At 71.8% G+C, this 20,552-nt stretch carries 23 protein-coding genes; 11 read left to right on the top strand and 12 right to left on the bottom strand.

Annotated elements, in window-relative coordinates:
• The first annotated feature begins 9 nt into the window (after window positions 1-9).
• Window positions 10-756, top strand: a complete 747-nt coding sequence (locus ETD85_RS24330; protein ID WP_138692092.1) for an SDR family oxidoreductase — start codon at window positions 10-12, stop codon at window positions 754-756.
• Here ETD85_RS24330 and ETD85_RS24325 read toward each other — a convergent pair whose 3' ends face one another.
• The 3 genes from ETD85_RS24325 to ETD85_RS24315 form a co-directional block, all read right to left on the bottom strand.
• A complete protein-coding gene (locus tag ETD85_RS24325; protein WP_138692091.1) occupies window positions 757-1,569 on the bottom strand; it encodes an ATP-grasp domain-containing protein in 813 nt (270 codons plus the stop codon).
• Between the two features lie 99 nt (window positions 1,570-1,668).
• Window positions 1,669-1,929 carry a hypothetical protein gene (locus ETD85_RS24320; protein ID WP_138692090.1) on the bottom strand — a complete coding sequence of 87 codons (261 nt, stop codon included), beginning with the start codon at window positions 1,927-1,929 and terminating at the stop codon, window positions 1,669-1,671.
• Window positions 1,930-1,974: 45 nt separating this feature from the next.
• Complete coding sequence (locus tag ETD85_RS24315) at window positions 1,975-2,256, bottom strand: hypothetical protein (protein WP_138692089.1); 282 nt, start codon at window positions 2,254-2,256, stop codon at window positions 1,975-1,977.
• Between the two features lie 216 nt (window positions 2,257-2,472).
• Between ETD85_RS24315 and ETD85_RS24310 the strand changes: the two genes are divergently transcribed.
• The 3 genes from ETD85_RS24310 to ETD85_RS24300 are packed head-to-tail and all read left to right on the top strand — an operon-like array spanning window position 2,473 to window position 4,742.
• Window positions 2,473-3,126: an NIPSNAP family protein gene (locus tag ETD85_RS24310; protein ID WP_138692088.1), complete on the top strand. Its 654-nt coding sequence runs from the start codon at window positions 2,473-2,475 to the stop codon at window positions 3,124-3,126.
• A gap of 39 nt (window positions 3,127-3,165) precedes the next feature.
• Window positions 3,166-3,651, top strand: coding sequence for a SigE family RNA polymerase sigma factor (locus ETD85_RS24305; protein WP_138692087.1), 486 nt, complete (start codon window positions 3,166-3,168; stop codon window positions 3,649-3,651).
• The gene (locus ETD85_RS24300) at window positions 3,648-4,742 is read left to right on the top strand and encodes a hypothetical protein (RefSeq protein ID WP_138692086.1); all 1,095 of its coding nucleotides are present in this window, start codon (window positions 3,648-3,650) and stop codon (window positions 4,740-4,742) included. Before ETD85_RS24305 ends, ETD85_RS24300 begins: the two co-directional genes overlap by 4 nt.
• Window positions 4,743-4,785: 43 nt before the next feature.
• On the opposite strand, the gene ETD85_RS24295 is transcribed toward ETD85_RS24300, so the two are convergent.
• Window positions 4,786-5,688: an SDR family oxidoreductase gene (locus ETD85_RS24295; RefSeq protein WP_138692085.1), complete on the bottom strand. Its 903-nt coding sequence runs from the start codon at window positions 5,686-5,688 to the stop codon at window positions 4,786-4,788.
• Between the two features lie 31 nt (window positions 5,689-5,719).
• The gene (locus ETD85_RS24290) at window positions 5,720-6,484 is read right to left on the bottom strand and encodes an SDR family oxidoreductase (protein WP_138692084.1); all 765 of its coding nucleotides are present in this window, start codon (window positions 6,482-6,484) and stop codon (window positions 5,720-5,722) included.
• Between the two features lie 46 nt (window positions 6,485-6,530).
• Here ETD85_RS24290 and ETD85_RS24285 point away from each other — a divergent pair, with 46 nt between their 5' ends.
• From ETD85_RS24285 to ETD85_RS24270, 4 genes are read left to right on the top strand one after another with little or no spacing between them, the layout of a single operon-like run.
• Window positions 6,531-7,268: an enoyl-CoA hydratase family protein gene (locus ETD85_RS24285; protein WP_138692083.1), complete on the top strand. Its 738-nt coding sequence runs from the start codon at window positions 6,531-6,533 to the stop codon at window positions 7,266-7,268.
• Between the two features lie 26 nt (window positions 7,269-7,294).
• On the top strand, window positions 7,295-8,071 hold the full coding sequence (locus tag ETD85_RS24280) for a CoA transferase subunit A (protein WP_138692101.1): 777 nt from the start codon (window positions 7,295-7,297) through the stop codon (window positions 8,069-8,071).
• Entirely contained in the window at window positions 8,055-8,777 is a 723-nt protein-coding gene (locus ETD85_RS24275) for a CoA-transferase subunit beta (protein ID WP_138692082.1), read from the top strand. Before ETD85_RS24280 ends, ETD85_RS24275 begins: the two co-directional genes overlap by 17 nt.
• On the top strand, window positions 8,774-9,802 hold the full coding sequence (locus ETD85_RS24270; RefSeq protein ID WP_138692081.1) for an NAD(P)H-dependent flavin oxidoreductase: 1,029 nt from the start codon (window positions 8,774-8,776) through the stop codon (window positions 9,800-9,802). The genes ETD85_RS24275 and ETD85_RS24270 overlap by 4 nt, the downstream gene beginning before the upstream one ends.
• Here ETD85_RS24270 and ETD85_RS24265 read toward each other — a convergent pair.
• Genes ETD85_RS24265 through ETD85_RS24250 form a run of 4 tightly spaced genes read right to left on the bottom strand, consistent with a single transcriptional unit; the run spans window position 9,789 to window position 14,514 of the window.
• Window positions 9,789-10,460: a pentapeptide repeat-containing protein gene (locus tag ETD85_RS24265; RefSeq protein WP_138692080.1), complete on the bottom strand. Its 672-nt coding sequence runs from the start codon at window positions 10,458-10,460 to the stop codon at window positions 9,789-9,791. The two genes, ETD85_RS24270 and ETD85_RS24265, sit on opposite strands and share 14 nt — an antisense overlap.
• Before the next feature lie 4 nt (window positions 10,461-10,464).
• On the bottom strand, window positions 10,465-11,943 hold the full coding sequence (locus ETD85_RS24260; protein WP_138692079.1) for a glycoside hydrolase family 3 protein: 1,479 nt from the start codon (window positions 11,941-11,943) through the stop codon (window positions 10,465-10,467).
• 26 nt (window positions 11,944-11,969) lie between these two features.
• Window positions 11,970-13,334 carry an alkaline phosphatase D family protein gene (locus ETD85_RS24255; RefSeq protein ID WP_138692078.1) on the bottom strand — a complete coding sequence of 455 codons (1,365 nt, stop codon included), beginning with the start codon at window positions 13,332-13,334 and terminating at the stop codon, window positions 11,970-11,972.
• A 4-nt stretch (window positions 13,335-13,338) separates the two neighbouring features.
• A complete protein-coding gene (locus ETD85_RS24250) occupies window positions 13,339-14,514 on the bottom strand; it encodes an acetyl-CoA C-acetyltransferase (protein WP_138692077.1) in 1,176 nt (391 codons plus the stop codon).
• Window positions 14,515-14,611: 97 nt separating this feature from the next.
• Between ETD85_RS24250 and ETD85_RS24245 the strand changes: the two genes are divergently transcribed.
• Both ETD85_RS24245 and ETD85_RS24240 read left to right on the top strand, forming a co-directional pair.
• The gene (locus ETD85_RS24245) at window positions 14,612-15,280 is read left to right on the top strand and encodes a TetR/AcrR family transcriptional regulator (RefSeq protein WP_138692076.1); all 669 of its coding nucleotides are present in this window, start codon (window positions 14,612-14,614) and stop codon (window positions 15,278-15,280) included.
• On the top strand, window positions 15,277-15,957 hold the full coding sequence (locus ETD85_RS24240; protein ID WP_138692075.1) for a DNA alkylation repair protein: 681 nt from the start codon (window positions 15,277-15,279) through the stop codon (window positions 15,955-15,957). The genes ETD85_RS24245 and ETD85_RS24240 overlap by 4 nt, the downstream gene beginning before the upstream one ends.
• A gap of 6 nt (window positions 15,958-15,963) precedes the next feature.
• Here ETD85_RS24240 and ETD85_RS24235 read toward each other — a convergent pair whose 3' ends face one another.
• Window positions 15,964-16,803, bottom strand: coding sequence for a LysR family transcriptional regulator (locus tag ETD85_RS24235; RefSeq protein WP_240779377.1), 840 nt, complete (start codon window positions 16,801-16,803; stop codon window positions 15,964-15,966).
• A gap of 86 nt (window positions 16,804-16,889) precedes the next feature.
• Between ETD85_RS24235 and metE the strand changes: the two genes are divergently transcribed.
• The gene (gene metE, locus ETD85_RS24230; RefSeq protein ID WP_138692073.1) at window positions 16,890-19,037 is read left to right on the top strand and encodes a 5-methyltetrahydropteroyltriglutamate--homocysteine S-methyltransferase; all 2,148 of its coding nucleotides are present in this window, start codon (window positions 16,890-16,892) and stop codon (window positions 19,035-19,037) included.
• Between the two features lie 4 nt (window positions 19,038-19,041).
• Here the strand turns inward: metE and ETD85_RS24225 are convergent, their stop codons facing one another.
• Together ETD85_RS24225 and ETD85_RS24220 are read right to left on the bottom strand one after the other, a co-directional pair.
• Window positions 19,042-19,593: a GNAT family N-acetyltransferase gene (locus tag ETD85_RS24225; protein WP_138692072.1), complete on the bottom strand. Its 552-nt coding sequence runs from the start codon at window positions 19,591-19,593 to the stop codon at window positions 19,042-19,044.
• 92 nt (window positions 19,594-19,685) lie between these two features.
• A complete protein-coding gene (locus ETD85_RS24220; protein ID WP_170246816.1) occupies window positions 19,686-20,531 on the bottom strand; it encodes a phosphotransferase family protein in 846 nt (281 codons plus the stop codon).
• Window positions 20,532-20,552: the final 21 nt, after the last annotated feature.

Raw genomic sequence — 20,552 nt, 5'->3', positions numbered from 1 at the left:
TTCCGGAACATGACTCTGTTCTCGGTGGAAGGCAAGACGGTCGTCATCACTGGTGGTTCGCGCGGCATCGGGCGGATGATCGCCGCGGGGTTCGTCGATGCGGGCGCGAGCGTCTACATATCCGCCCGCAAGACGGCCGAGGTCGAGAAGACGGCCGCCGAGCTGGGTTGCGTCGCGGTGCCGGCCGACCTGTCCACGCCCGAAGGGCTGGAGACGCTGGTGTCGGCGGTGGACGGCCCGCTGCACGTGCTGGTGAACAACGCGGGCGCCACCTGGGGCGCGCCCCTGGAGGAGTATCCGGAGAGCGCCTTCGACAAGCTCTGGAACATCAACGTCAAAGGCGTCTTCTTCCTGACCCAGCAGTTCCTGCCCCGGCTCAGGCAGGCGGCGAGCGCGGACGACCCGGCACGCGTGATCAACGTGGGCTCGATCGACGGGATCAAGGTCCCCGCGCTGCCGAGCTACGCCTACTCCTCGACGAAGTCCGCCGTCCACATGCTCACCAGGCACCTGGCCAAGCACCTGGCGAAGGAGCACATCACGGTCAATGCCATCGCGCCGGGCCCGTTCGAGTCCAAGATGATGGCCTTCGCGCTGGACGACCCCGCCACCCGGGAGACCATCGCCTCGAACGTCCCCCTGGGCCGCATCGGCCGCCCCGACGACATGGCGGGCGCGGCCATCTACCTGGCCTCGCGGGCGGGGGCGTACCTGACGGGCACGGTCATCCCGGTGGACGGCGGGATCTCCTGCTGATCAGAGCAGCTCGCGCAGCGCCCCGGCGAAGCGCGCCGCCGCGCCCTGGTCGTGGCCCAGGAAGAGGTACGGCTCCGTCAGCTCCACCTCCATGACCACGGGCGCGCCGTCGGGAAGCCGGACCAGGTCGATCCTGGCGTAGAGAAGGGCATGGGGAACGGCGGCGAGCACCTTCTCGGCAAGTTCGACCTGGTCCGGGGCCGGTGGGCGCAGGTGCGCCCGCGCGTTGTCCGCCATGGTCATCCCCGGGGCGAGCATCGGATTGCGGCGGACGGCATGGCTGAATCGGCCGTTGAAGTACAGCAGCGAGGTCTCGCCCTCCGACTCGACCATGTCGAGGTACGGCTGCACCATCGGCGTGCGTCCCGCGGCCTCCAGCGCCGCGGCCAGCACCCTGGCCTCCTCCCGGTCGGCCGTCCTGGTGGTGTCGCGGGCGCCGCCGGAGACCGTGGGCTTGACGACGTATTCGGGCCAGTCCGGCAGCCCGTCCGACGACCAGTGGGTCGGCACGACCGGCACGCCCAGGTCCCGCAGGTAGGTCTTGTCGGTGTTGGCCTCGAGCACGGCATGGGGGTTGAGCAGCCGCGTCACGGACTCGACCCGGCGCGCCCAGGCGAGGAACTCCTCCCGGCGGAAGATGTAGTCCCACACCGAGCGGACGATCACGGCGTCGTAGGCGCTCCAGTCGGCCGCGGGGTCGTCCCAGCGCTCGGCGCGCCCCTCGATGCCGGCCTCCCGCCAGGCCGCCAGGACCGGCTGGAGCTCGTCGTCGGAATCGGCGTCATCGAACGTGGCGTAGGCACAAATAGTCACCCAAAAATGCTAATACGGTGCGAGCCGGTCCAAAACGGACCGGCCCGTCCGCGTCACGGTCGCGCCGCGCTATCCCGGACCGCGGCGCGACCTGCCTGATCAGTCGACGACGTCGTCGACCGCGATGTCACTGCCGTTGGTGCCGGTCACAGCGTTGCCGTTGACGTTGTTGACGCCGGTCGCGCCGTAGCCGTTCACGTTGGCGTTGTAGACGTTGCCGAAGTTGTTGCCCGACTGGGAGGAGTCGTCGTTGGCGCTGGAGTTGCCGGCGTTGGTGTCGGCGTAGGCGGGGGCCGACAGCAGGGTCACGCCGGCCGCGGCGGCGGCGATGAGGCCGGTCACGCAGAGCTTCTTCATCATGAGGATGTCCTTCCGTATGAGGATCTTGCTGGGGACGTCAGCCGGTCAGTAAAAGATGTAGGTCACCGTGATGCTGCCGTTGGTGGCGGTGGAGGCGACCCCGTTGACGTTGTTGACGTTGGTCGACGCGCCTTCGCCGTGATTGCCGGCGGAGACGTTGCCGAAGTTGTTTCCTGACTGGGCCGAGTCGCTGTTGCCACTCCGGTTCCAGGACCAGGTGCTGCCGGGGCCGAGCCAGTCATCGTCAGCGTGAGCGGGGACGGCCGGCAGGGCGCCGCCGGCGACCGCTGTCACCACGGCCGCGACTGCGCACACCCTTTTGATCACTTTCTGCTCCTTTGCCAGCGGTGAAGGCCACTGAACGGCGGGGCACCCCGGGCCCAGGACACACCACCGTCCGCTTGACCTTCTTTGACCTCAGAAGATCAAGGTCAGTGCGAGCATATAACTGTGCGTTGACGAAAAGTAGCTCTGAGTGATCAGAATATTATTCGGCGCATACGCTGACAGGAGACGTCAGTGACCCGGGCATAGCGTCCGCGCATGATCTACGAATTGCGGCGGTACACCCTTCACCCGGGACGGCGGGACGAGCTGATCACGCTGTTCGAGCGCGAGTTCGTCGAGTCTCAGGAGGCGACCGGGATGCGGGTCGCCGGGACCTTCCGCGACCCCGACGCGCCCGACACGTTCCCGTGGCTGCGGGCCTTCCCCGGGCCGCGCACCCGCCGGGAGTCGCTGGACGCCTTCTACACCGGGCCCGTCTGGCTGGCCAACCGCGACGCGGCCAACGCCACGATGATCGACTCCGACGACGTGCTCCTGCTCCACTCCGTCGGGCCGGAGCTCCCCGCCGGGGACCGGCCACCGGTCGGCGCGGGCGAGCCGCCGCCGTCCCTCTACGTCGCCACCGTCTACCACGTCGAGGCCGGCTTCTCCGAGTTCTTCGTCAGGCAGGTCGCGCCGGTCCTGGCCGAGGCGGGGGTGCCGCCGGTCGCCTGCCTGGAGACCGAGCACTCGGCGAACGACTTCCCGCGCCTGCCGGTGTGGACCGGGGAGAACGTGTTCGTGTGGTTCGCCCGCTTCGACACCCCGGAGGAGGAGCGGGAGGTGGACCTGCCGAAGCTCGACGAGCGGCTCACCGCCCCGCCGGAACGCCTCAGGCTGCGGCCCACGGCTCGATCGTCGCTACGCTGATTCCAACCTTTCCACCCCTCAGCGGAGTTGTTTCGGTACATGGACCGTTATGAGGGGTTCCACGAGTTCGTGCGTGCCCGCCAGCAATCGCTGATGCGGACGGCGTACCTGCTCGTCGGAGACGCCCACCTCGCCGAGGATCTGTTACAGACGGTTCTCGCCCGCGTCGCCACCCACTGGGCCAAGCTCTCCAAGGGCGGCAACCCCGAGGCGTACGCCCGCAAGGCCCTGGTGAACCAGACCATCTCCTGGCGCCGGCGCAAGCGGGTCGAGCTGCCCGGGGTCCCGTTGCCCGAGGTCGGGCGGTCGCACGACGAGGCCACCGTGCGCCGGCTCGCCCTGGAGCAGGCGCTCGCCCAGCTCACGCCCAAGCAGCGGGCGGTGATCGTGCTGCGCTTCTACGAGGACCGCACCGAGCATGAGACGGCGCAGCTCATGGGCGTCTCCCTCGGCACGGTGAAGAGCCAGACGCATTACGCGCTGTCGAAACTGCGCGCGCTCACCCCTGAGGAGGCGTACCGATGAGAACGCTGCGCGAGGATCTGCGGGCGCTGGCGGCGCAGGCGCCCGGCGTCGATCTGGCCGATCGCGCCGTCGGGCGCGCGCGAAGGAGGCGCGCGGCCCGGCTGACCGCGGTCGCCGTCTCCGCCGTCTGCCTGATCACGGCCGGCACCGCCCTGGTGATCCAGCAGGTACGCCCGCCCCAGCCGCCGATCGTGCTCACCCCGCCGGAGACGAAGGCGCTGCCGCTGCCCGAGAAGGGGGTCGGGCCGGTGGAGCACGTCTACCAGCCGTCCTGCCTGCGCCCCGGGACGAACCCGTGCGAGCAGGACGAGTGGCGGATCGTCACCCGCGACGGCGGCACCTACGCGTTCGCCCCCGGCCCGGGACCGATCGCGGTGACCGTGGACGGGCGCAGGATCGCCTACTACAGCGCCGAACGACAGAGCATCCTCGTGCGGGACCTGGGCGAGGGGAAGGTCTGGAAGTCGCCGCTGAAGCAGCCGAAGGAGGACTTCGACGTCGAGTTCGCCCTGCGGCTGTCGCCGAGCGGGCTGCGGTTCATCGTCTCGGGCTGGGGCGGCCGCCGCCAGCCGAACAAGCTGGTGGACATCGAGCGGGACACGGTGACCGAGCTGCCGCGCGGCTGGTACCCGATCGGCGTGACCGACGGCGACGGGCCCGTGGTGCTGGTCAAGCCGTACGAGAACAGCACTCAGGTGCAGGTGCTCGGGCACGACCCGATCACCATCGACGAGTTCACCTACGACTTCAGCGCCCTGTCGCCCGACGGGCTGACGCTGGCCCGACTGGGCCAGGACTTCGACCGCGACCGGCGGCCGATGATCCAGGGGGACGGCACGATCGTCACGTTCGACCCCGTGCGCGGGGGCGCCGAGCGGCGGGTCCCGATCTCCGGTGTCCCCGAAGGGCTCGCCCTGTCCCGGCTGGGCGGCTGGCTGAACGCGAACGAGGTCACGCTGCTCGCGGTGCCCGAGTCGGGGCGCGTCTCCCATCCGCCGATGGTCTACGCCGTGGACGTGCGGACGGGGCAGGCCCGCGAGCAGTTCGCGCTGCGGGACGGGAAGTACGTGGTGCCGGGGCTGGTGCAGTGACCCGGGCACAGGCCAGGGCTCTGGCGAGGGCGAGGGCCGGGGCTCACGTCCCGTAGACCGGCTCGGGCGGCGGGGCGGAGTCCAGGAGGGTGGTGATCGCGGCGCCGACCTCCGCCGGGTCCCAGCGGGCGCCGCGGTCCACGCGCGGGCCGTGACGCCAGCCGGTGGCCAGCGAGATCGCGCCGCCCTCCACCTCGAACACCCGCCCCGTCACGTGGGCCGACTCCGGCGAGCCGAGCCAGACGACGAGCGGGGCGACGTTCGCCGGGTGCATGGGGTCGAAGCCCGTCTCCGGCCTGGCCATGGCCGTGGCGAACACCTCCTCCGTCATCCGGGTGCGGGCGGCCGGGGCGATGGCGTTCACCGTCACGCCGTACCTGGCCAGCTCCGCGGCGGCGACCTGCGTCAGCGCGGCGATCCCGGCCTTGGCCGCGGCGTAGTTGCCCTGGCCGAGGCTGCCCATCAGGCCCGCGCCCGACGAGGTGTTGATCACCCGGCCGGCGACCTGGTCGCCGGCCTTGGACCTCTCCCGCCAGTACGCCGCCGCGTGCCGCAGCGGCAGGAAGTGGCCCTTGAGATGGACGCGTACGACGTCGTCCCAGTCCTGCTCGGTCATCGAGACCAGCATCCTGTCGCGCAGGAAGCCGGCGTTGTTCACCAGCACGTCCAGCCGGCCGTAGGCGCTGATCGCGGTCTTGACCAGCCGGGCCGCGCCGTCCCAGTCCGAGACGTCGTCGCTGCTGGCCACCGCCTGGCCGCCGAGCTCCTCGATCTCCGCGACGACCGACAGCGCGGGACCGCCGGACCTGCCGTCCCCGTCAGGGCCGGTGCCGAGGTCGTTCGCCACGACGCGGGCGCCCTGCCGGGCGAACTCCAGGGCGTGCTCCCTGCCGATGCCGCGGCCGGCGCCCGTCACGATCACCACTCGGCCGGCACAGATTCCCACACAGACCTCCCAGAAGGATCAAGCAGAGATATCAGGAAATGTCGTCAGAAGCCAGGTCTGGTCGGCGGGCCAGGTAGCTCCAGGCGGGGATCTCGCCGCCGCCGTCCACCCGTACCTGCGCGCCGGTGACGTAGCCGGGGGCCGCCAGCCACAGGCACGCCTGGGCCACGTCGGCGGGCGTCGCCATCCGGCCTGCGGGGACGGCGGCCCCGATCCGCTCGTCCCCGTGCCCGCCGTAGTGGTCCGCGGCCTCCCCGGTCTCGGCGCCGGTGTCGGCCAGGCCGACGATCACCGTGTTGACCCGGACCAGCGGGGCCCACTCGGCGGCCAGGCAGCGGGCCAGGTGGTGCAGCCCGGCCTTGGCGGCGCCGTAGGCGGAGGTGCCGGGTGAGGGCCGGGCGCCGCTGGCGCTGCCGATCATCACGATCGCGCCCCCGGACTCGGCGAGCAGCGGGTAGGCGTACTGGGAGACCAGCAGCGGGGCCGTCAGGTTGAGCTCGATGACGCGGGCGTGCAGGCGTGGCGAGGTGCCGGCCAGCGGGGCGTGCGGCGTGCCGCCCGCGTTGTTGACCACCACGTCGAGGCGCTCGAACCCGGCGATGAGCCGCTCGACGTCGTCCGCCGCCCGCACGTCGGCCCGTACGAACCGCATCCCGCCGGACGGGGCGGGCGTGCGGGCGCAGACGGTGACGTCGGCCCCCGCTTCGCGGAAGGCTCGGGCGATGCCCGCGCCGATGCCCTTGGTGCCGCCGGTCACCAGGACGGACTTGCCCGTGTAGTCGTAAGTCACCGTCACGGGTGCTACCGTACCAAGCAAGCGTTAGGTGCAACCAGGGAGCGGGATGGGGATCACGCTGCGGGCCGGGCCGGTCGCCGAGGTCGTCGTGGACGTGCCACCGGTGAACGCGCTGACCGTGCGGGCCTGGGAGGAGCTGGCCGAGGCCGTGCTGACGGCCGGGGACGAGCCGGGGACCAGGGTCGTCGTGCTGCGCGCGGAAGGACGCGGGTTCAACGCCGGAGTCGACATCAAGGAGATGCAGGCCACCGAGGGGCACGCCGCGCTGGTCGGCGCCAACCGGGCGTGCTACGCGGCGTTCGCGGCCGTCTACGAGTGCGCGGTCCCGGTGATCGCGGCCGTGCACGGCCACTGCCTGGGCGGCGGCGTGGGCCTGGCGGGCAACGCCGACATCGTGGTGGCCGCCGACGACGCCTACTTCGGGCTGCCCGAGGTGGACAGGGGCGCGCTGGGCGCGGCCACGCACCTGGCCAGGCTGGTGCCGCAGCACCTCATGCGGGCCATGGTCTACACGTGCCGCAACGTCACGGCCGCCGAGCTGCACGCCTTCGGCTCGGTGCTGGAGGTCGTGCCGCGCGACAAGCTGCGCGCCGCCGCCATAGAGGTCGCCGAGCAGATCGCGGCCAAGGACCCGTACGTGATCCGCCGCGCCAAGGAGTCGCTCAACGGCATCGACCCGGTGGACGTCAGGCGCAGCTACCGCTTCGAGCAGGGCTTCACCTTCGAGCTGAACCTGATGGGCGCGGGCGACAGGCACCGCGACCGCTTCGTGGAGGGCACGTGACCCCATCCCCTGCCAGGACGAAGCTCATGTCGGCCGAGCAGGTCGCCGGCTCGCTGGAGAGCGGGATGACGATCGGGATCGGCGGCTGGGGCTCGCGCCGCAAGCCGATGGCCCTGGTCCGCGCCGTCCTGCGCACCGGCGTGGGCGACCTCACGATCATCTCGTACGGCGGCCCGGACGTCGGCATGCTGTGCGCGGCCGGGAAGGTGCGCAGGGTCGTGGCCCCCTTCGTCACGCTTGACTCCATCCCCCTGGAGCCCCATTTCCGGCGGGCCCGGCAGGAAGGGGCGATCGAGTTCGTGGAGTACGACGAGGGCATGTTCATGTTCGGGCTGCTCGCGGCGGCGCACCGGTTGCCGTTCCTGCCGACGCGGGCGGGAATGGGGTCCGACGTGCTGCGGGTCAACCCGGGGCTGAGGACGGTGCGCTCGCCGTACGAGGACGGGGAGGAGCTGGTCGCGGTGCCCGCGCTGCGGATGGACGTGGCGCTGGTGCACCTGAACCGGGCCGACCCCCGCGGCAACGCCCAGTATCTCGGGCCCGACCCGTACTTCGACGACCTCTACGCGAAGGCGGCCGGCCGGTGCTACGTCTCGTGCGAGCGCGTGGTGGATGCGGCCGACCTGCTGAAGGAGGGGCCGGTGCAGTCGCTGCTGATCAGCCGGTCGATGGTGGCCGGCGTGGTGGAGGCGCCCGGCGGCGCCGGGTTCACCTCGTGCGAGCCCGACTACGGGCGGGACGAGGCCGAGCAGCGGCGTTACGTCGAGACGCCGTGGGAGGAGTTCGATGACCAGCAGGGCTGACGTGTGCGTGGTGGCGTGCGCGGAGGCGTTCAGGGGCGACGGGGAGATCCTGGCGGCCGGGATCGGCGGGGCCGTCACCGTGCTGGCGGCACGGCTGGCGCGGCTGACGTTCGAGCCGGAGCTGATCACCCACGACGGCGTCTGCCTGCTCACCGGCGACGTGCCCGCGCTGGGCCGGGAGCCGGAGGTGGTGGAGGGGTGGCTGCCGTTCCGCGAGCACCTGTGGCTGGTGCTGAACGGCCGCAGGCACGTCATGCTCGGCGCCTCCCAGATCGACCGGCACGGCAACACGAACATCTCCTGCATCGGCGACTGGGCCAGGCCCAAGGCGCAGCTGCTCGGCGTGCGGGGCGCGCCGGGCAACACGCGGTGCGACCCCACGAGCTACTGGATCCCCCGGCACTCCCCCAGGGTGTTCGTGCCGGCGGTGGACATGGTGAGCGGGCTCGGGACCGACCGGGGCGCCCACGACCTGCGGCGCGTGGTGACGAACCTGGCCGTGCTGGACTTCCGCACGCCTGACGGGTCGATGCGGCTGGTGTCGGTGCACCCCGGCGTGCGGGTGGACGACGTGGTGGCGGCGACCGGCTTCGAGCTTGACGTGTCCGGCGACGTCGGGGAGACCCGGCAGCCGACCGGCGAGGAGCTGCGCGTCCTGGACCACCTCGACCCCGGCCGGGCGCGCGAGCGCGAGGTGGCGGCTTGAGGACCGCGCTGACCGCGCTCACCGGCTGCCGGTATCCGATCGTGCAGACCGGGATGGGGTACGTCGCCGGCGCGCGGCTGGCGGCGGCCACCTCCAAGGCGGGCGGCCTGGGCGTGATCGGGGCGGCGACCATGTCCGTGGCCGAGATGACCGAGGCCATCAGGCGGGTCAAGGAGCGGACGGACGCGCCGTTCGGGGTGAACATCCGCTCCGACGCCGACGACGCGGCCGAGCGGGTGGAGGTGATGGTCAGGGAGGGCGTGCGGGTGGCGTCGTTCGCGATGGCGCCCAGGAGGGAGCTGATCGCCCGGCTCAAGGACGCCGGCGTGGTGACGATCCCGTCGGTGGGCGCGCGCCGGCACGCCGAGAAGGTCGCGGCGTGGGGCGTGGACGCCGTGATCGTGCAGGGCGGCGAGGGCGGCGGGCACACCGGGCCCGTGGCGACCACGCTGCTGTTGCCGCAGGTCGTGGACGCGGTAGACATCCCGGTGATCGCGGCGGGCGGCTTCTTCGACGGGCGCGGGCTGGTCGCGGCGCTGGCCTACGGGGCCTGCGGGATCGCCATGGGGACGAGGTTCCTGCTCACGAGCGACTCGACCGTGCCGGAGGAGGTCAAGAAGGTCTATCTGGCGGCGCGGGAGACGGTGGTGACGACCAGGGTGGACGGGGTCCCCCATCGGGTGCTGAGCACCCCGTTCGTGACCTCGCTCGAACGCTCGCGGCTGGTCAGGGCGGTGGTGAACGGGGCCAGGTTCAAGCGGCTGTCCGGGCTGTCGTGGGCCGAGATGCTCCGCGAGGGGCGGCGGATGAAACGTGGGCGCGAGCTGACCTGGGCGCAGGTCCTCCAGGCGGCCAACACGCCCGTGCTGCTGCGGGCCGCCATGGTGGACGGGCGGGCCGACCTCGGGGTGATGGCCTCCGGGCAGGTGGTCGGGGTGATCGACGACCTGCCGTCGTGCCAGGAGCTGATCGACCGCGTCATGGCGGAGGCTCGGGCCGCCCTGGCCGGGCTCAGAGCACAGTGATGCCGCGGGCCGCGAGGATGGCGTTGGCCTGCGTCTGGTTGATGACGGCCCCTGCGAACGCGCGCAGCCGGTCGTCGTCGGGCTGACCGAGGTCCGCCCCGCGCAGATCGGCCTTGGCGAACTTCGTCAGCAGCAGCCGCGCCCCGATCAACCGGCAGTCGCTGAACGTGGCCTCCGTGAAGTCGCAGCCCGACAGGTCGGCGTCGTCGAAGCGCACGCCCTCGATATGCTCACCGCGCAGCGAGCAGCCGCCCAGGTTGGCCAGCGTCAGGTTGGAGCTGGCGACCCGGAAGCCGGTGCCGCGCGAGCCCGTGAGCGAGGCGCCGATCATGCGGCAGCCCGTGAACGACACGTCGGTGACCAGCGCGCCCCCGAACTGGGCCGAGGACAGGTCCACGTTGGTGAAGGACACGTCGATGAGGTCAGCGTCGCTGAACCTGATCCGCATCCCGCCGCCCCCGGAGAAGGCGGCGCCGTCCAGGTCCGCCTTGCGGAAGTCGGTCTGCTCCAGCACGCACGACTCGAATCGCGCCCCGGCCAGCGAGGCCCCCCAGAAATCCGTCTCCGTGAGGTCGCAGTTGCGGAAGACGTGCGTCTCGTCCTGCGGGAGCCGGTCGGTCAGCGCCTTGTGTGAGAGGTCCTCGCCGTCGAATTCCATGGGGTCAAAGGGTACCGGTGAGCGCCTCCGCCGCCGCCTGCCCGCAGACCCTGGCGGAGCCGTACGTGGCGATGTGCACGGCGCCCAGATCGGACCTGGCGGGCAGGCCCATCTCCACCACCACCGCGTCGGGACGGGCGCTGAGCAGGTGCCGCAGCGCCTCGCCCTGCCAGGCGTAGCGGTGCGCGTCGCGGACCACGACCACCAGGGGCCGGCCGGCCGCCGCGGCGATCAGGCGCTCCAGCTCGGGACCCGTCGCCTCCCCCGCCGCGAGGCGGGTGACCGCGGTGCCCGGCAGCAGCCTGCCGAGCGGCTCGCCGACGCCCCACGGGGTGCCCTTGTCGATGGCCAGGTTCATCTCCGGGGCCAGCTCGACCACGTGCGCAGGGGTGGTCAGCGGCAGCACGGGCGCGGTGGACCTGCGGGTGATCCGGACCGCGCGCCGGGCCGCGGTGAGGCCGATGTAGCCGTCCTGCGGTACGGGGCTGCCCGAAGAGGCGGTCCAGTCGGCCAGCTCGCGGACCCTGCGAGCGGCGTCGGCCAGCCGCTCCTCGGGCAGCAGTCCTTCGGTCACCGCGGCGGCGATCGCGTCGCGGATCCCGGCGGCGGTCGCCTCGTCGGCGCGCTCGCCGCCGACGCAGATCGCGTCGGCTCCCGCGGCGATGGCGCGGGCGGAGGCGCCCCCGATCCCGTACGCCCCCGACACCGCGGCCATCTCGATGCCGTCAGTGATGATCATTCCTTGGAATCCGAGCTCCTCGCGCAGCAGCCCGGTGAGCACCTTGGGGCTGAGCGTGGCGGGCAGCTCGGCGTCGTATGAGGGCACGAGGAGGTGGCCGGTCATGACGGCCCTGACCCCCTCCTTGATCGCCTCGCGGAAAGGGAGCAACGCGTCCTCGATCCCGCCCTCGGCCACGACGGGCACGCCGTGGTGGGAGTCGACCGAGGTGTCGCCGTGCCCGGGGAAGTGCTTGGCGCAGGCGGCCACGCCCGCCGACTGCAGGCCCCGTACGAACGCCCTGGTGTGCCGGGAGACGAGCACCGGGTCCGCGCCGAAGGCCCGCAGGCCGATGACGGGGTTGTCCGGGTTGGAGTTCACGTCGGCGGAGGGCGCGAAGTCGATCGTGATGCCCGCCGCCGCCAGATCCCCGCCGAGGTGCCTGGCCAGGTCCTCGGTCAGGCCGACGTCGTCCACGACGCCCAGCGCGTACCCGCCCGGGCGGCTGCTGCCGGTGGCCACCTCCAGCCGGGTGACCTCGCCCGACTCCTCGTCCGTGCCGACGAGCACCGAGGGGTTCTCCGCACGCAGGGCGGCGGTCAGCCGGGCCACTTGGGCCGGGTCGGCGATGTTGCGCGAGAACAGCACCACACCGGCCAGGCCCTCGCCGAGTCGGCGGCGGAGCCAGTCGGGGGGCGTGTGTCCCGCGAAACCGGGGAAAAGGACGGCGTCGGCGAGGCGAAGCAGGTCACCGCTCAGGGGCATGACCCGAAATCTAATAGGAAAGTTTCCTATTTGCTAGAGCTATTTTCTAACGTCAGCCCGCTCCCGTCAGTGACGAACTCCGCCACTGTACGCACCGGAGCCCCTCTCTTGTCCACGAAGTCCACCGCCCGGTACGCCACCCGCAGCTCTTCGGGACCGGCCGAGCACGCCAGGTAACCACGGCGGGCGTCGAAGAACTTCAGATGCGGGTTGGCCGCGAGCACGGCCTCGCCGTCGGTCTCCGGCGGCATGCTGCTGATCGCGCTGGCCACGAACTCGACCCCGACCGTGGCCGAGCCCGGATCCAGGAAGTCGGCCTTCAGCTCGCCCGCCCAGGCGTTGTGCACGTCCCCGCTGAACACCACCAGCCCGGTCGCCCGCGCCGCCAGGATCCGCGCGCGCTGGTCCTGGTGGCCGTCCCAGGAGTCGGGACGCAGGTTCGGCGGCGGCCCCGGGACGAAGCGGCGGGCGAAGAACAGCGGCTGGACCAGCACCCGCCACCGGACCGGGCTGGTGTGCAGGCGGGAGATCAGCCACTGCTCCTGGGCCGAGCCGAGCATGGTGGCGGCGTTCCGGTGCTGGCGCACGTCGAGCACCATGAAATCGGCGATCACGCCGTAGGTCCGCCGGCGATACATCTGCAGGTTGCCGTTCTGCGGGCGCACCCGCAGCGGCTGGTGCTCGTAGTAGGCCTGGTAGGCGGCGGCCCTGCGCTTCAGGAACGCCTCGGAGCCGTCGCCCCTGCCCCGGTAGTTGTCCAGCACCTCGTGGTCGTCCCAGGTCGTCACCCAGGGCGCGGCGGCGTGCGCGGCCTGCAGGTCGGGGTCGGTCTTGTAGCGCGCGTAGCGCTGGCGATATTCGTGCAGCTTGGCGATCTCGCCGGGCACCGGCCCGAGCGGGCGCACCACGCGGGCCGACTGCCGCGACTCGTAGACGTAGTCGCCGACGTGGAAGACGACGTCCGGCCGCTCGGCGGCGAGATGCTGGTAGGCGGTGTAGTAGCCGTGCTCGTAGCGCTGGCAGTCGGCGACCGCGAAGCGCACGGTCCGGGTGGAGGCCGGGTCGTCGGCGGTCCTGGTGCGCCCGACGGGGCTCTGCTGGCCGCCCGCCCTGAACCGGTAGTAGTAGTCGGCCCCCGCCCTGAGCCCGTCGACCCTGACGTGGACGCTGTGCGCCGAGAGCGGCAACGCCTGGATCTGCCCCTGCCGCAGGCCCCTGGTGAAGCGCTCGTCCTCGGCGAGCTGCCAGCGCACGTCCACGGCCCTCGGGGACATGCCGCCCGGCCGCCTCGGATCGGCGTGCAGGGGGTCCACGGCTAATCGGGTCCAGAGCATCACGCCGTCGGGCAGCGGCTCTCCTGATGCGACGCCCAGGGTGAAGGGGTTGGCCATATCCTCATGGTGACCCAGGGTCGGCCGGACCGAGACGTTCGATGACGGTGACGTTGGCCTGTCCTCCGCCCTCGCACATGGTCTGCAGCCCGTACCTCCCGCCCGTGCGCTCCAGCTCGTGCAGCAGCTTGACGGCCAGCACGGCGCCGGTCGCGCCCAGCGGGTGGCCGAGCGCGATCGCGCCGCCGTTCGGGTTGACCCTGGCGGGGTCGGCGCCCGTCTCCTTGATCCAGGCCAGCACGACGGACGCGAACGCCTCGTTGATCTCGATCACGTCGAAGTCGCCGATCGACATGCCGGTCATGCCGAGCGCGTGGACGGTGGCCGGGATCGGGGCGGAGAGCATCGTGATCGGGTCGGCGCCGCGTACCGACAGGTGGTGCACGCGGGCGCGCGGGGTCAGGCCGTGCTCCTGCACGGCCCTGGGCGAGGCGACCAGCAGGGCCGCGGCGCCGTCGGAGATCTGCGAGGCCAGGGCCGCGGTGAGCCGGCCGCCGCCCGTCAGGGGCTTGAGCCCGGCCATCTTCGCGAGGGTGGTGTCCCTGCGGGGGCCCTCGTCGGTGGTGACACCTTCGTAGGGGGCGATCTCGCGCCGGAAATATCCGGCGTCGATGGCGTGCAGGGCGCGGGTGTGCGACTCGTACGCGTACCGCTCCATCTCCTCGCGCGAGACGTCCCAGGTGGCGGCGATCCGCTCCGCGCCGGCGAACTGGGAGACCTCCTGCGTGCCGTACCTCTCGGTCCAGCCCTTGGAGCCGGAGAACGGCGTCTCGTGGCCGAGCGGGCGGCCCGCCAGCATCGCGGAGGAGATGGGGATCATGCTCATGTTCTGCACGCCGCCCGCCACCACCAGGTCGTTCGTGCCGGAGAGCACGGCCTGGGCGGCGAAGTGCAGCGCCTGCTGCGAGGAGCCGCACTGGCGGTCGATGGTGACGCCGGGGACCTCCTCGGGGAACCCGGCCGCCAGCCAGCACGTGCGGGCGACGTCCCCGGCCTGCGGCCCGATGGTGTCCACGCAACCGAAGATCACGTCCTCGACGGCCGACGGATCGGCGTCCGCCCGTTCCATCAGCTCCTTGAGCACGTGCGCGCCGAGGTCGGCGGGGTGGGCCGGGGCCAGGCCGCCGTTCTTTCGCCCGATGGGGGTGCGGACGGCGCCGACGATGTAGGCCTCACTCATCCTGGCATCGTAGCAAGCGCTTGGTCTACAACGGAACGGCGTATGAGCTGGGGCAGTTAGGTGAACAAGCGATTGTCTGAGGGCTCATAATGGTGACGTGACCACGCGAAAGAACTCCGGCACAGCCACCACCCCGGCGAAGCGCCAGCGCGCGACCTCATCGGGGTCGGCGTCCGAGCGCCGAGACCACCTCGTCAAGCTCGCCGCGGAGCTCTTCGCGCGCAAGGGCTTCCAGGCCACGACAGTACGCGAGATCGCCGACGAGGCGGGCATCCTCTCCGGAAGTCTCTACCACCACTTCGACTCCAAAGAGACGATCGTCGACGAGGTCCTGTCCACCTTCCTCGAGGACCTCATCGCCCGCTACCGCGCCGCCCTCGACACCAGCGCCGACGCGCGCACGGTGCTGTCGGAGATGGTGCGCATCGGGTTCGGCACCCTTGAGCCCCATCGGGCCGCGATCACGGTGATGCAGAACGACTGGAACTACCTGCGGCAGTTCGAGCGGTTCAACTACCTGGTCAAGGCCGAGGACGAGGTCGAGCAGATCTGGGTGTCGCAGATCAAGGCCGGGCAGGCGGCCGGGCTGTTCAGGTCCGACGTCGACCCCAAGCTCACCTACCGGATGATCCGCGACACGATCTGGGTCGCGGTGCGCTGGTTCCGCCCGGGCGGCCGGCTCAACACCAGCGGCCTGGCCGAGCACTACATCACCGTGCTCTTCGACGGGCTCGCCACTGGCGAGCGCACCACGCAAAAGGGATGAGCCTCGGCAAGGCGGTGCGGCTGGCACTGCAGGCGGTGGCCGAGCCCGGCAAGGCCGAGGCGATGCGCGCCTACATGAAGTCGGCGATGCCGTTCCTGGGCGTCCAGGCGGTGCCGCGGCGCACGGCGCTCAAGCGGGTGTTCGCCGACCACCGGCTCGACAGCGCGCCCGAGTGGCGGCGGGCGGTGCTGTCGCTGTGGCGCGAGGCCGAATACCGTGAGGAGCGCTACGCCGCGATCGAGCTGTCCGGCTATCACCTCTACCGGGAGTTCCAGACCCTCTACACGGTCCCGATGTACGAGGAGATGATCGTCACAGGGGCCTGGTGGGACCTGGTGGACGAGCTGGCCACGCACCGGATGGGCGCCCTGCTCACCTCCTACCCCGACTCGATGCGCCCGCTCATGCTGGAGTGGGCGCACCACGACGACCTGTGGAAGCGGCGCACCGCGATCCTCTGCCAGAACCGGTTCAAGCAGCGCACCGACACCGCCCTGCTGTTCGCGTGCATCGATCCGAGCCTGTCGGACAACGACTTCTTCGCCCGCAAGGCCATCGGGTGGGCGTTACGCGAATACGCCAAGACCAACCCGGCCGAGGTGATCCGCTACGTCAAGGCGAAGGGGATCACGGGCCTGAGCCGACGCGAGGCGCTGAAGAACCTGCCCGTCGTCTAAGCCCCCTCAGCGGGTCCACAAAGCGTCCTGCACGGCCTGGACCAGAGCCATCAGCTCCGGCGTGACGCGCTCCTTCGACCAGGCCAGCGCATACGTGATGCGCAGGTCCCCCGCGTCCAGCGGCACGAAGCGGACGTCCTCCCGCCTGATCGTCCGCGCCAGGAGCTGCGGGATCGGCAGCAGGCCCGCGCCGGCCGCCACCAGGTCGAGCGCGGCGGCGAAGTCGTCGTCGGCCACCATGCGCGAGCGGCCCGGCAGCCCCGCCCACGGCCGGCTGCCCGGCGACAGCAGCACCTCGCCGCCCAGCTCCGCCCCGCCGACCCTGGGCCAGGACTCCAGCCGGTGCCCGGCGGGGACGGCCAGGTGATCGACGGTGACGTGGAATCTGGCCGCCGTGACGAACTGCGCCGGCGCCGGGGTCGCCAGGATCGCGGCCGAGATCTCGCCGTTCGCCAGCGCCTGCGCGGCCGCGCCGCGCCCCGCCGCCCGCAGCTCCACCCCGATCGCCGGGCTGCGTCCCGCCAGCCGCCGCGCGATCCGCGCCGCCAGCGCGCCGACCAACGGTGGATAAGCCAGGTGAATGGTCGGCCGGGCCAATCTGGCCGCTTCCGCGGCGAACGCGCGGGCCGCCTCGATCACCTGCTCCGCGTACGGCAGCAGCCCCTTCCCCTCGGCCGTGAGCCGCACCTCGCGGGCGGTCCGCTCGAAGAGCCTGACCCCGGCGGCGCGTTCGAGCCTGGTGATGGCCTGGCTCATGGCCGGCTGGGACATCCCCAGGTCGGCGGCGGCCTTGGAGAAGCTGAGCCGGCCGGCGACCGCGGCGAAGCAGTGCATCTCCTTATGCATAAGCAGCACCAATACATGATGCACGAGGTTCGGAGTGCTCGGCAGGATGCAGCGATCTACCGAACGACATCGAGGAGCTGACGATCATGTCCCCATTCCCCAGGTCCACCGTGCTCGGATACCCGCGCATCGGGCCGCGCAGGGAGCTGAAGCGGGCGCTGGAGGCGTACTGGGACGGGCGGACGAGCCGGGCCGAGCTCGACCGGGCGGGCGCCGAGATCAGGGAGCGGACCTGGCGGCGGCTGGCCGAGCTGGGGCTGGAGGGGCTGCCGTCGAACACGTTCTCGCTGTATGACCAGGTGCTCGACACGGCGGTGCTGCTCGGCGCGGTGCCCTCGCGCTACCGCGACGCCGCCGACCCCTATTTCGCGATGGCCAGGGGCACCGAAGGGCTGGCGCCGCTGCGGATGACGAAGTGGTTCGACACGAACTACCACTACATCGTGCCGGAGATCGGGCCGGAGACCGTGTTCAAGCTGGACCCGGCCAAGCCGCTGGCCGAGGTGCGGGAGGCGCGGGCGCTGGGCTTCGAGACGCGGCCGGTCGTGGTGGGGCCGGTGACGTTCCTGCTGCTGGGGTCGGCGCTGGAGCGGCTGGACGAGGTGCTGGGGTGCTACGAGGAGCTGCTCGCCGCGCTGGCCGCCGAGGGGGTCCAGTGGGTGCAGCTCGACGAGCCGGCGCTGGTGGGCGACCGTACGCCGGAGGAGCTGGCCGCGCTGAGGTCCGCCTACGACCGGCTGGGCGCGCTGAGCGCCCGGCCCGGCCTGTTCGTGGCCTCCTACTTCGGCGATCTCGGCGAGGCGCTGCCGGTGCTGGCCGGCACGCCGGTGGAGGCCATCGGGGTGGACCTGGTGCGCGGCGGCGTCCCGGTCGTCGACCTGTCGGGGAAGACCGTGGTGGCGGGCGTGGTGTCCGGGCGCGACGTGTGGCGTACCTCGCCGGAGCGGGCGCTGGCCGCGCTGGCCGCCGTACCGTCCGGCGACGTGGTGGTGAGCACCTCGTGCTCGCTGCTGCACGTGCCTTACGACGTGAGCGCGGAAACGGCGCTGGAGCCCGCGTTGAAGGCGCGGCTGGCGTTCGCGGAGCAGAAGGTGGCCGAGGTGGCGGCGCTGGCGCGGACCGGGTTCCACGGCTCGGCGCCGGCCGGGCCCTCCGTGGCGCTGCCGGGGCCGGTCGTGCCCGAGTCGCGCAGCCCGTACGCGGTGCGGGCCGCGGCCCAGGCCGAGCACCTGCGGCTGCCCGCGCTGCCGATCACCACGATCGGGTCGTTCCCGCAGACCGGGGAGCTGCGCGCGGCCAGGGCCGCCGTGACCGCGGGCACGCTGTCTCAGGCCGCCTACGAGCGGCAGGTCGAGGCCGAGATCGAGCGGGTCATCAGGGTGCAGGAGCGGCTCGGGCTCGACGTGCTCGTCCACGGGGAGCCCGAGCGCAACGACATGGTCCAGTACTTCGCCGAGCACCTCGACGGGTTCGCCGTCACCGCGGCCGGGTGGGTCCAGTCGTACGGCTCGCGCTGCACCAGGCCGCCGATCCTGCATGGCGACGTCAGCCGGCCCGAGCCGATCACCGTGCGGTGGGCCACCCATGCCCAGTCGCTGACGGACAAGCCGGTCAAGGGCATGCTCACCGGGCCCGTCACGATCGTGGCCTGGTCGTTCGTACGGGACGACCTGCCGCTGCGTGACGTGGTGTTCCAGGTGGCGGACGCCGTCAGGGACGAGGTGCGCGACCTGGAGGCGGCCGGAGTCTCGATCATCCAGGTGGACGAGCCCGCCCTGCGCGAGCTGCTGCCGCTGCGGCGGGCCGCGCAGGAGGACTACCTGGAGTGGGCGGTGGCGGCGTACCGGCGGGCCACCTCGGGGGCCGGGGACCGGACCCAGATCCACACCCACCTGTGCTATTCGGACGCCGACCAGATCCTGGCCGCCATCGACGGGCTGGACGCGGACGTGACCACGATCGAGTCCGCCCGGTCCGGGGCGCGGATCCTGGGGGCGGTGGAGACGTTCGGGCGCGGGCTCGGGCCGGGCGTCTACGACATCCACTCGCCCCGGGTGCCCGGCGCCGCGGAGGTCGAGGAGCTGCTGCGGCGGACGCTGGCGGTGCTGCCGGTGGAACGGGTGTGGGTCAACCCGGACTGCGGGCTGAAGACGCGGACGTACGAGCAGGTGGAGGCGTCGCTGGCGAACGTCGTCACCGCCACCCGGCGGCTGCGCGCGGAGTTGGGCGCCTGACCGGTCAGGTGTGCAGCGCGGTGAACTCCTCGATCGTCATGCCGAAGAGGACCTCGTCGTCGTAGCGGCCGTTGGCGTAATGGCTCCTGCGCCGGCGGCCCTCCTCCACGAAGCCCAGCCGCCGGTGCAGGGCCAGCGAGGCGTCGTTGGAGCTGTAGACCCACGCCTCGGCCTTCTGGAAGCGGCGCTCGAAGAACATGTAGCGCAGCAGCAGGACGATGGCCTCGCTGGCGTAGCCCTTGCGGTGGTAGGGGGTGCCGACGCTGATCCCGTAGGCGAAGGTGCCGTGGTCACGGTCGCTGTGGTGGGCGCCGATCGACCCGACGGGGACGTTGCCGTCCCTGGTGGCGATCACCAGGTCGGGGTCGTCGAGGTCGGGCCGCTGCTCGGCCTCCTCGGCGGTCCGCTTCTTCGCGTAGGCGGCCGAGCTGGGCGGGTGCAGGCGCCAGCCGTTCCTGACCGCGTCGGAGTCTTCCTCGAAGGAGTGGAACGCCTCCCAGTCGTCGGGCTCCTTGGCCCGCAGGCGCACCCGCTCGCCCACCCATACAGAGGTCATGCAGGCAGCAAAGCAGGACATACGGGCCTGAGGCGAGCCGTTTTCCCGCGTCGGGCGATGTCGCGGTCGTCGAGGGTCCGTGCCGGCTTCGGCTAGGAGAACGTCCAGGACAGGTGGGACAAGGCGGCGTCGGCGTAGTGGGCGGGGCCGGTGCTGAGGCCGTAAGCGAGGTCCTCTATCAGGGCGCAGCGGGCGTAGAAGAGCACCCGCGCCCGGTCCTCATCGTCCAGGTCGAACTCGTAGTGCGACACCGTGAGCTCGAAGATCTCCGGGCCCAGGTCGCGGTAGATCAGGGCGAAGTCGTGGGCCGGGTCCGTGACGGCCGCGTCCGTCCAGTCGATGACGCCGGTGATCGAGCTGGTTCTGGCGTCCACCAGCAGGTGCTCGGCCCCCAGGTCGTTGTGGCAGAAGCGCAGGGTGCGCGGCTCGTCCGGCGGGGCGTCCCGGAGGAACCGCTCCACCAAGGGCCGCTGCGCCTCCGGGACGTGCTGCTCGACGTCCCGATAGTCGAGCTCGGCGTCCTGCAGGAGGGTGTGCGCCGGGTAGACGTCCAGGGGCGCCAGCTCGCGCATCCGGCCCGGCGAGATCCCGTGCAGGGCGCTGAGGAAGCCCCCGAGCGGCTCGGCCAGCCGCTCGGGGTCGTCCACGGGCTGCTGGTTGAGCGGCTCGCCGGCCAGCTTGCGGTACGCGATCACGCCCGACTCCTCGTCGGCGAAGACCACTTCAGGGACCGGCAGCGGGGACAGCTCCCTGACGGCCGCCAGCCGGGCGACCTCCTGCCGGGTCGCCTGGGGGTCGGCCGCCTTGTTCGTCCGCACCAGCAGCTCGTCGTTGACCTCGTACACCACGTTGTCGAGGCCGCGGCCGAGCCGGCGGAGGGAGCGCACCCGGTAGTCGGGGAGATGGCGCGACAGCAACGCGCGGATGTCGCCAGTCACATCCCGCAGCCTAAGCCCGGC

Source organism: Nonomuraea zeae, assembly GCF_005889725.1.
Lineage (GTDB): Bacteria > Actinomycetota > Actinomycetes > Streptosporangiales > Streptosporangiaceae > Nonomuraea > Nonomuraea zeae.
The sequence above is the reverse complement of the archived record's forward strand: the minus strand, read 5'-3'. Positions and strand labels throughout refer to the sequence as shown.

Excerpts from the sequence above, each read along its gene's own strand:
- ETD85_RS24280 (WP_138692101.1), top strand. The coding sequence starts at position 7,295 with ATGTCGGCCGAGCAGGTCGCCGGCTCGCTGGAGAGCGGGATGACGATC.
- ETD85_RS24260 (WP_138692079.1), bottom strand. The coding sequence starts at position 11,943 with ATGCCCCTGAGCGGTGACCTGCTTCGCCTCGCCGACGCCGTCCTTTTC.
- ETD85_RS24265 (WP_138692080.1), bottom strand. The coding sequence starts at position 10,460 with ATGGAATTCGACGGCGAGGACCTCTCACACAAGGCGCTGACCGACCGG.
- ETD85_RS24320 (WP_138692090.1), bottom strand. The coding sequence starts at position 1,929 with ATGATGAAGAAGCTCTGCGTGACCGGCCTCATCGCCGCCGCCGCGGCC.
- ETD85_RS24310 (WP_138692088.1), top strand. The coding sequence starts at position 2,473 with ATGATCTACGAATTGCGGCGGTACACCCTTCACCCGGGACGGCGGGAC.
- ETD85_RS24285 (WP_138692083.1), top strand. The coding sequence starts at position 6,531 with ATGGGGATCACGCTGCGGGCCGGGCCGGTCGCCGAGGTCGTCGTGGAC.
- ETD85_RS24255 (WP_138692078.1), bottom strand. The coding sequence starts at position 13,334 with ATGGCCAACCCCTTCACCCTGGGCGTCGCATCAGGAGAGCCGCTGCCC.
- ETD85_RS24275 (WP_138692082.1), top strand. The coding sequence starts at position 8,055 with ATGACCAGCAGGGCTGACGTGTGCGTGGTGGCGTGCGCGGAGGCGTTC.
- ETD85_RS24250 (WP_138692077.1), bottom strand. The coding sequence starts at position 14,514 with ATGAGTGAGGCCTACATCGTCGGCGCCGTCCGCACCCCCATCGGGCGA.
- ETD85_RS24225 (WP_138692072.1), bottom strand. The coding sequence starts at position 19,593 with ATGACCTCTGTATGGGTGGGCGAGCGGGTGCGCCTGCGGGCCAAGGAG.
- ETD85_RS24300 (WP_138692086.1), top strand. The coding sequence starts at position 3,648 with ATGAGAACGCTGCGCGAGGATCTGCGGGCGCTGGCGGCGCAGGCGCCC.
- ETD85_RS24305 (WP_138692087.1), top strand. The coding sequence starts at position 3,166 with ATGGACCGTTATGAGGGGTTCCACGAGTTCGTGCGTGCCCGCCAGCAA.
- ETD85_RS24235 (WP_240779377.1), bottom strand. The coding sequence starts at position 16,803 with ATGCATAAGGAGATGCACTGCTTCGCCGCGGTCGCCGGCCGGCTCAGC.
- ETD85_RS24240 (WP_138692075.1), top strand. The coding sequence starts at position 15,277 with ATGAGCCTCGGCAAGGCGGTGCGGCTGGCACTGCAGGCGGTGGCCGAG.
- ETD85_RS24330 (WP_138692092.1), top strand. The coding sequence starts at position 10 with ATGACTCTGTTCTCGGTGGAAGGCAAGACGGTCGTCATCACTGGTGGT.
- metE (WP_138692073.1), top strand. The coding sequence starts at position 16,890 with ATGTCCCCATTCCCCAGGTCCACCGTGCTCGGATACCCGCGCATCGGG.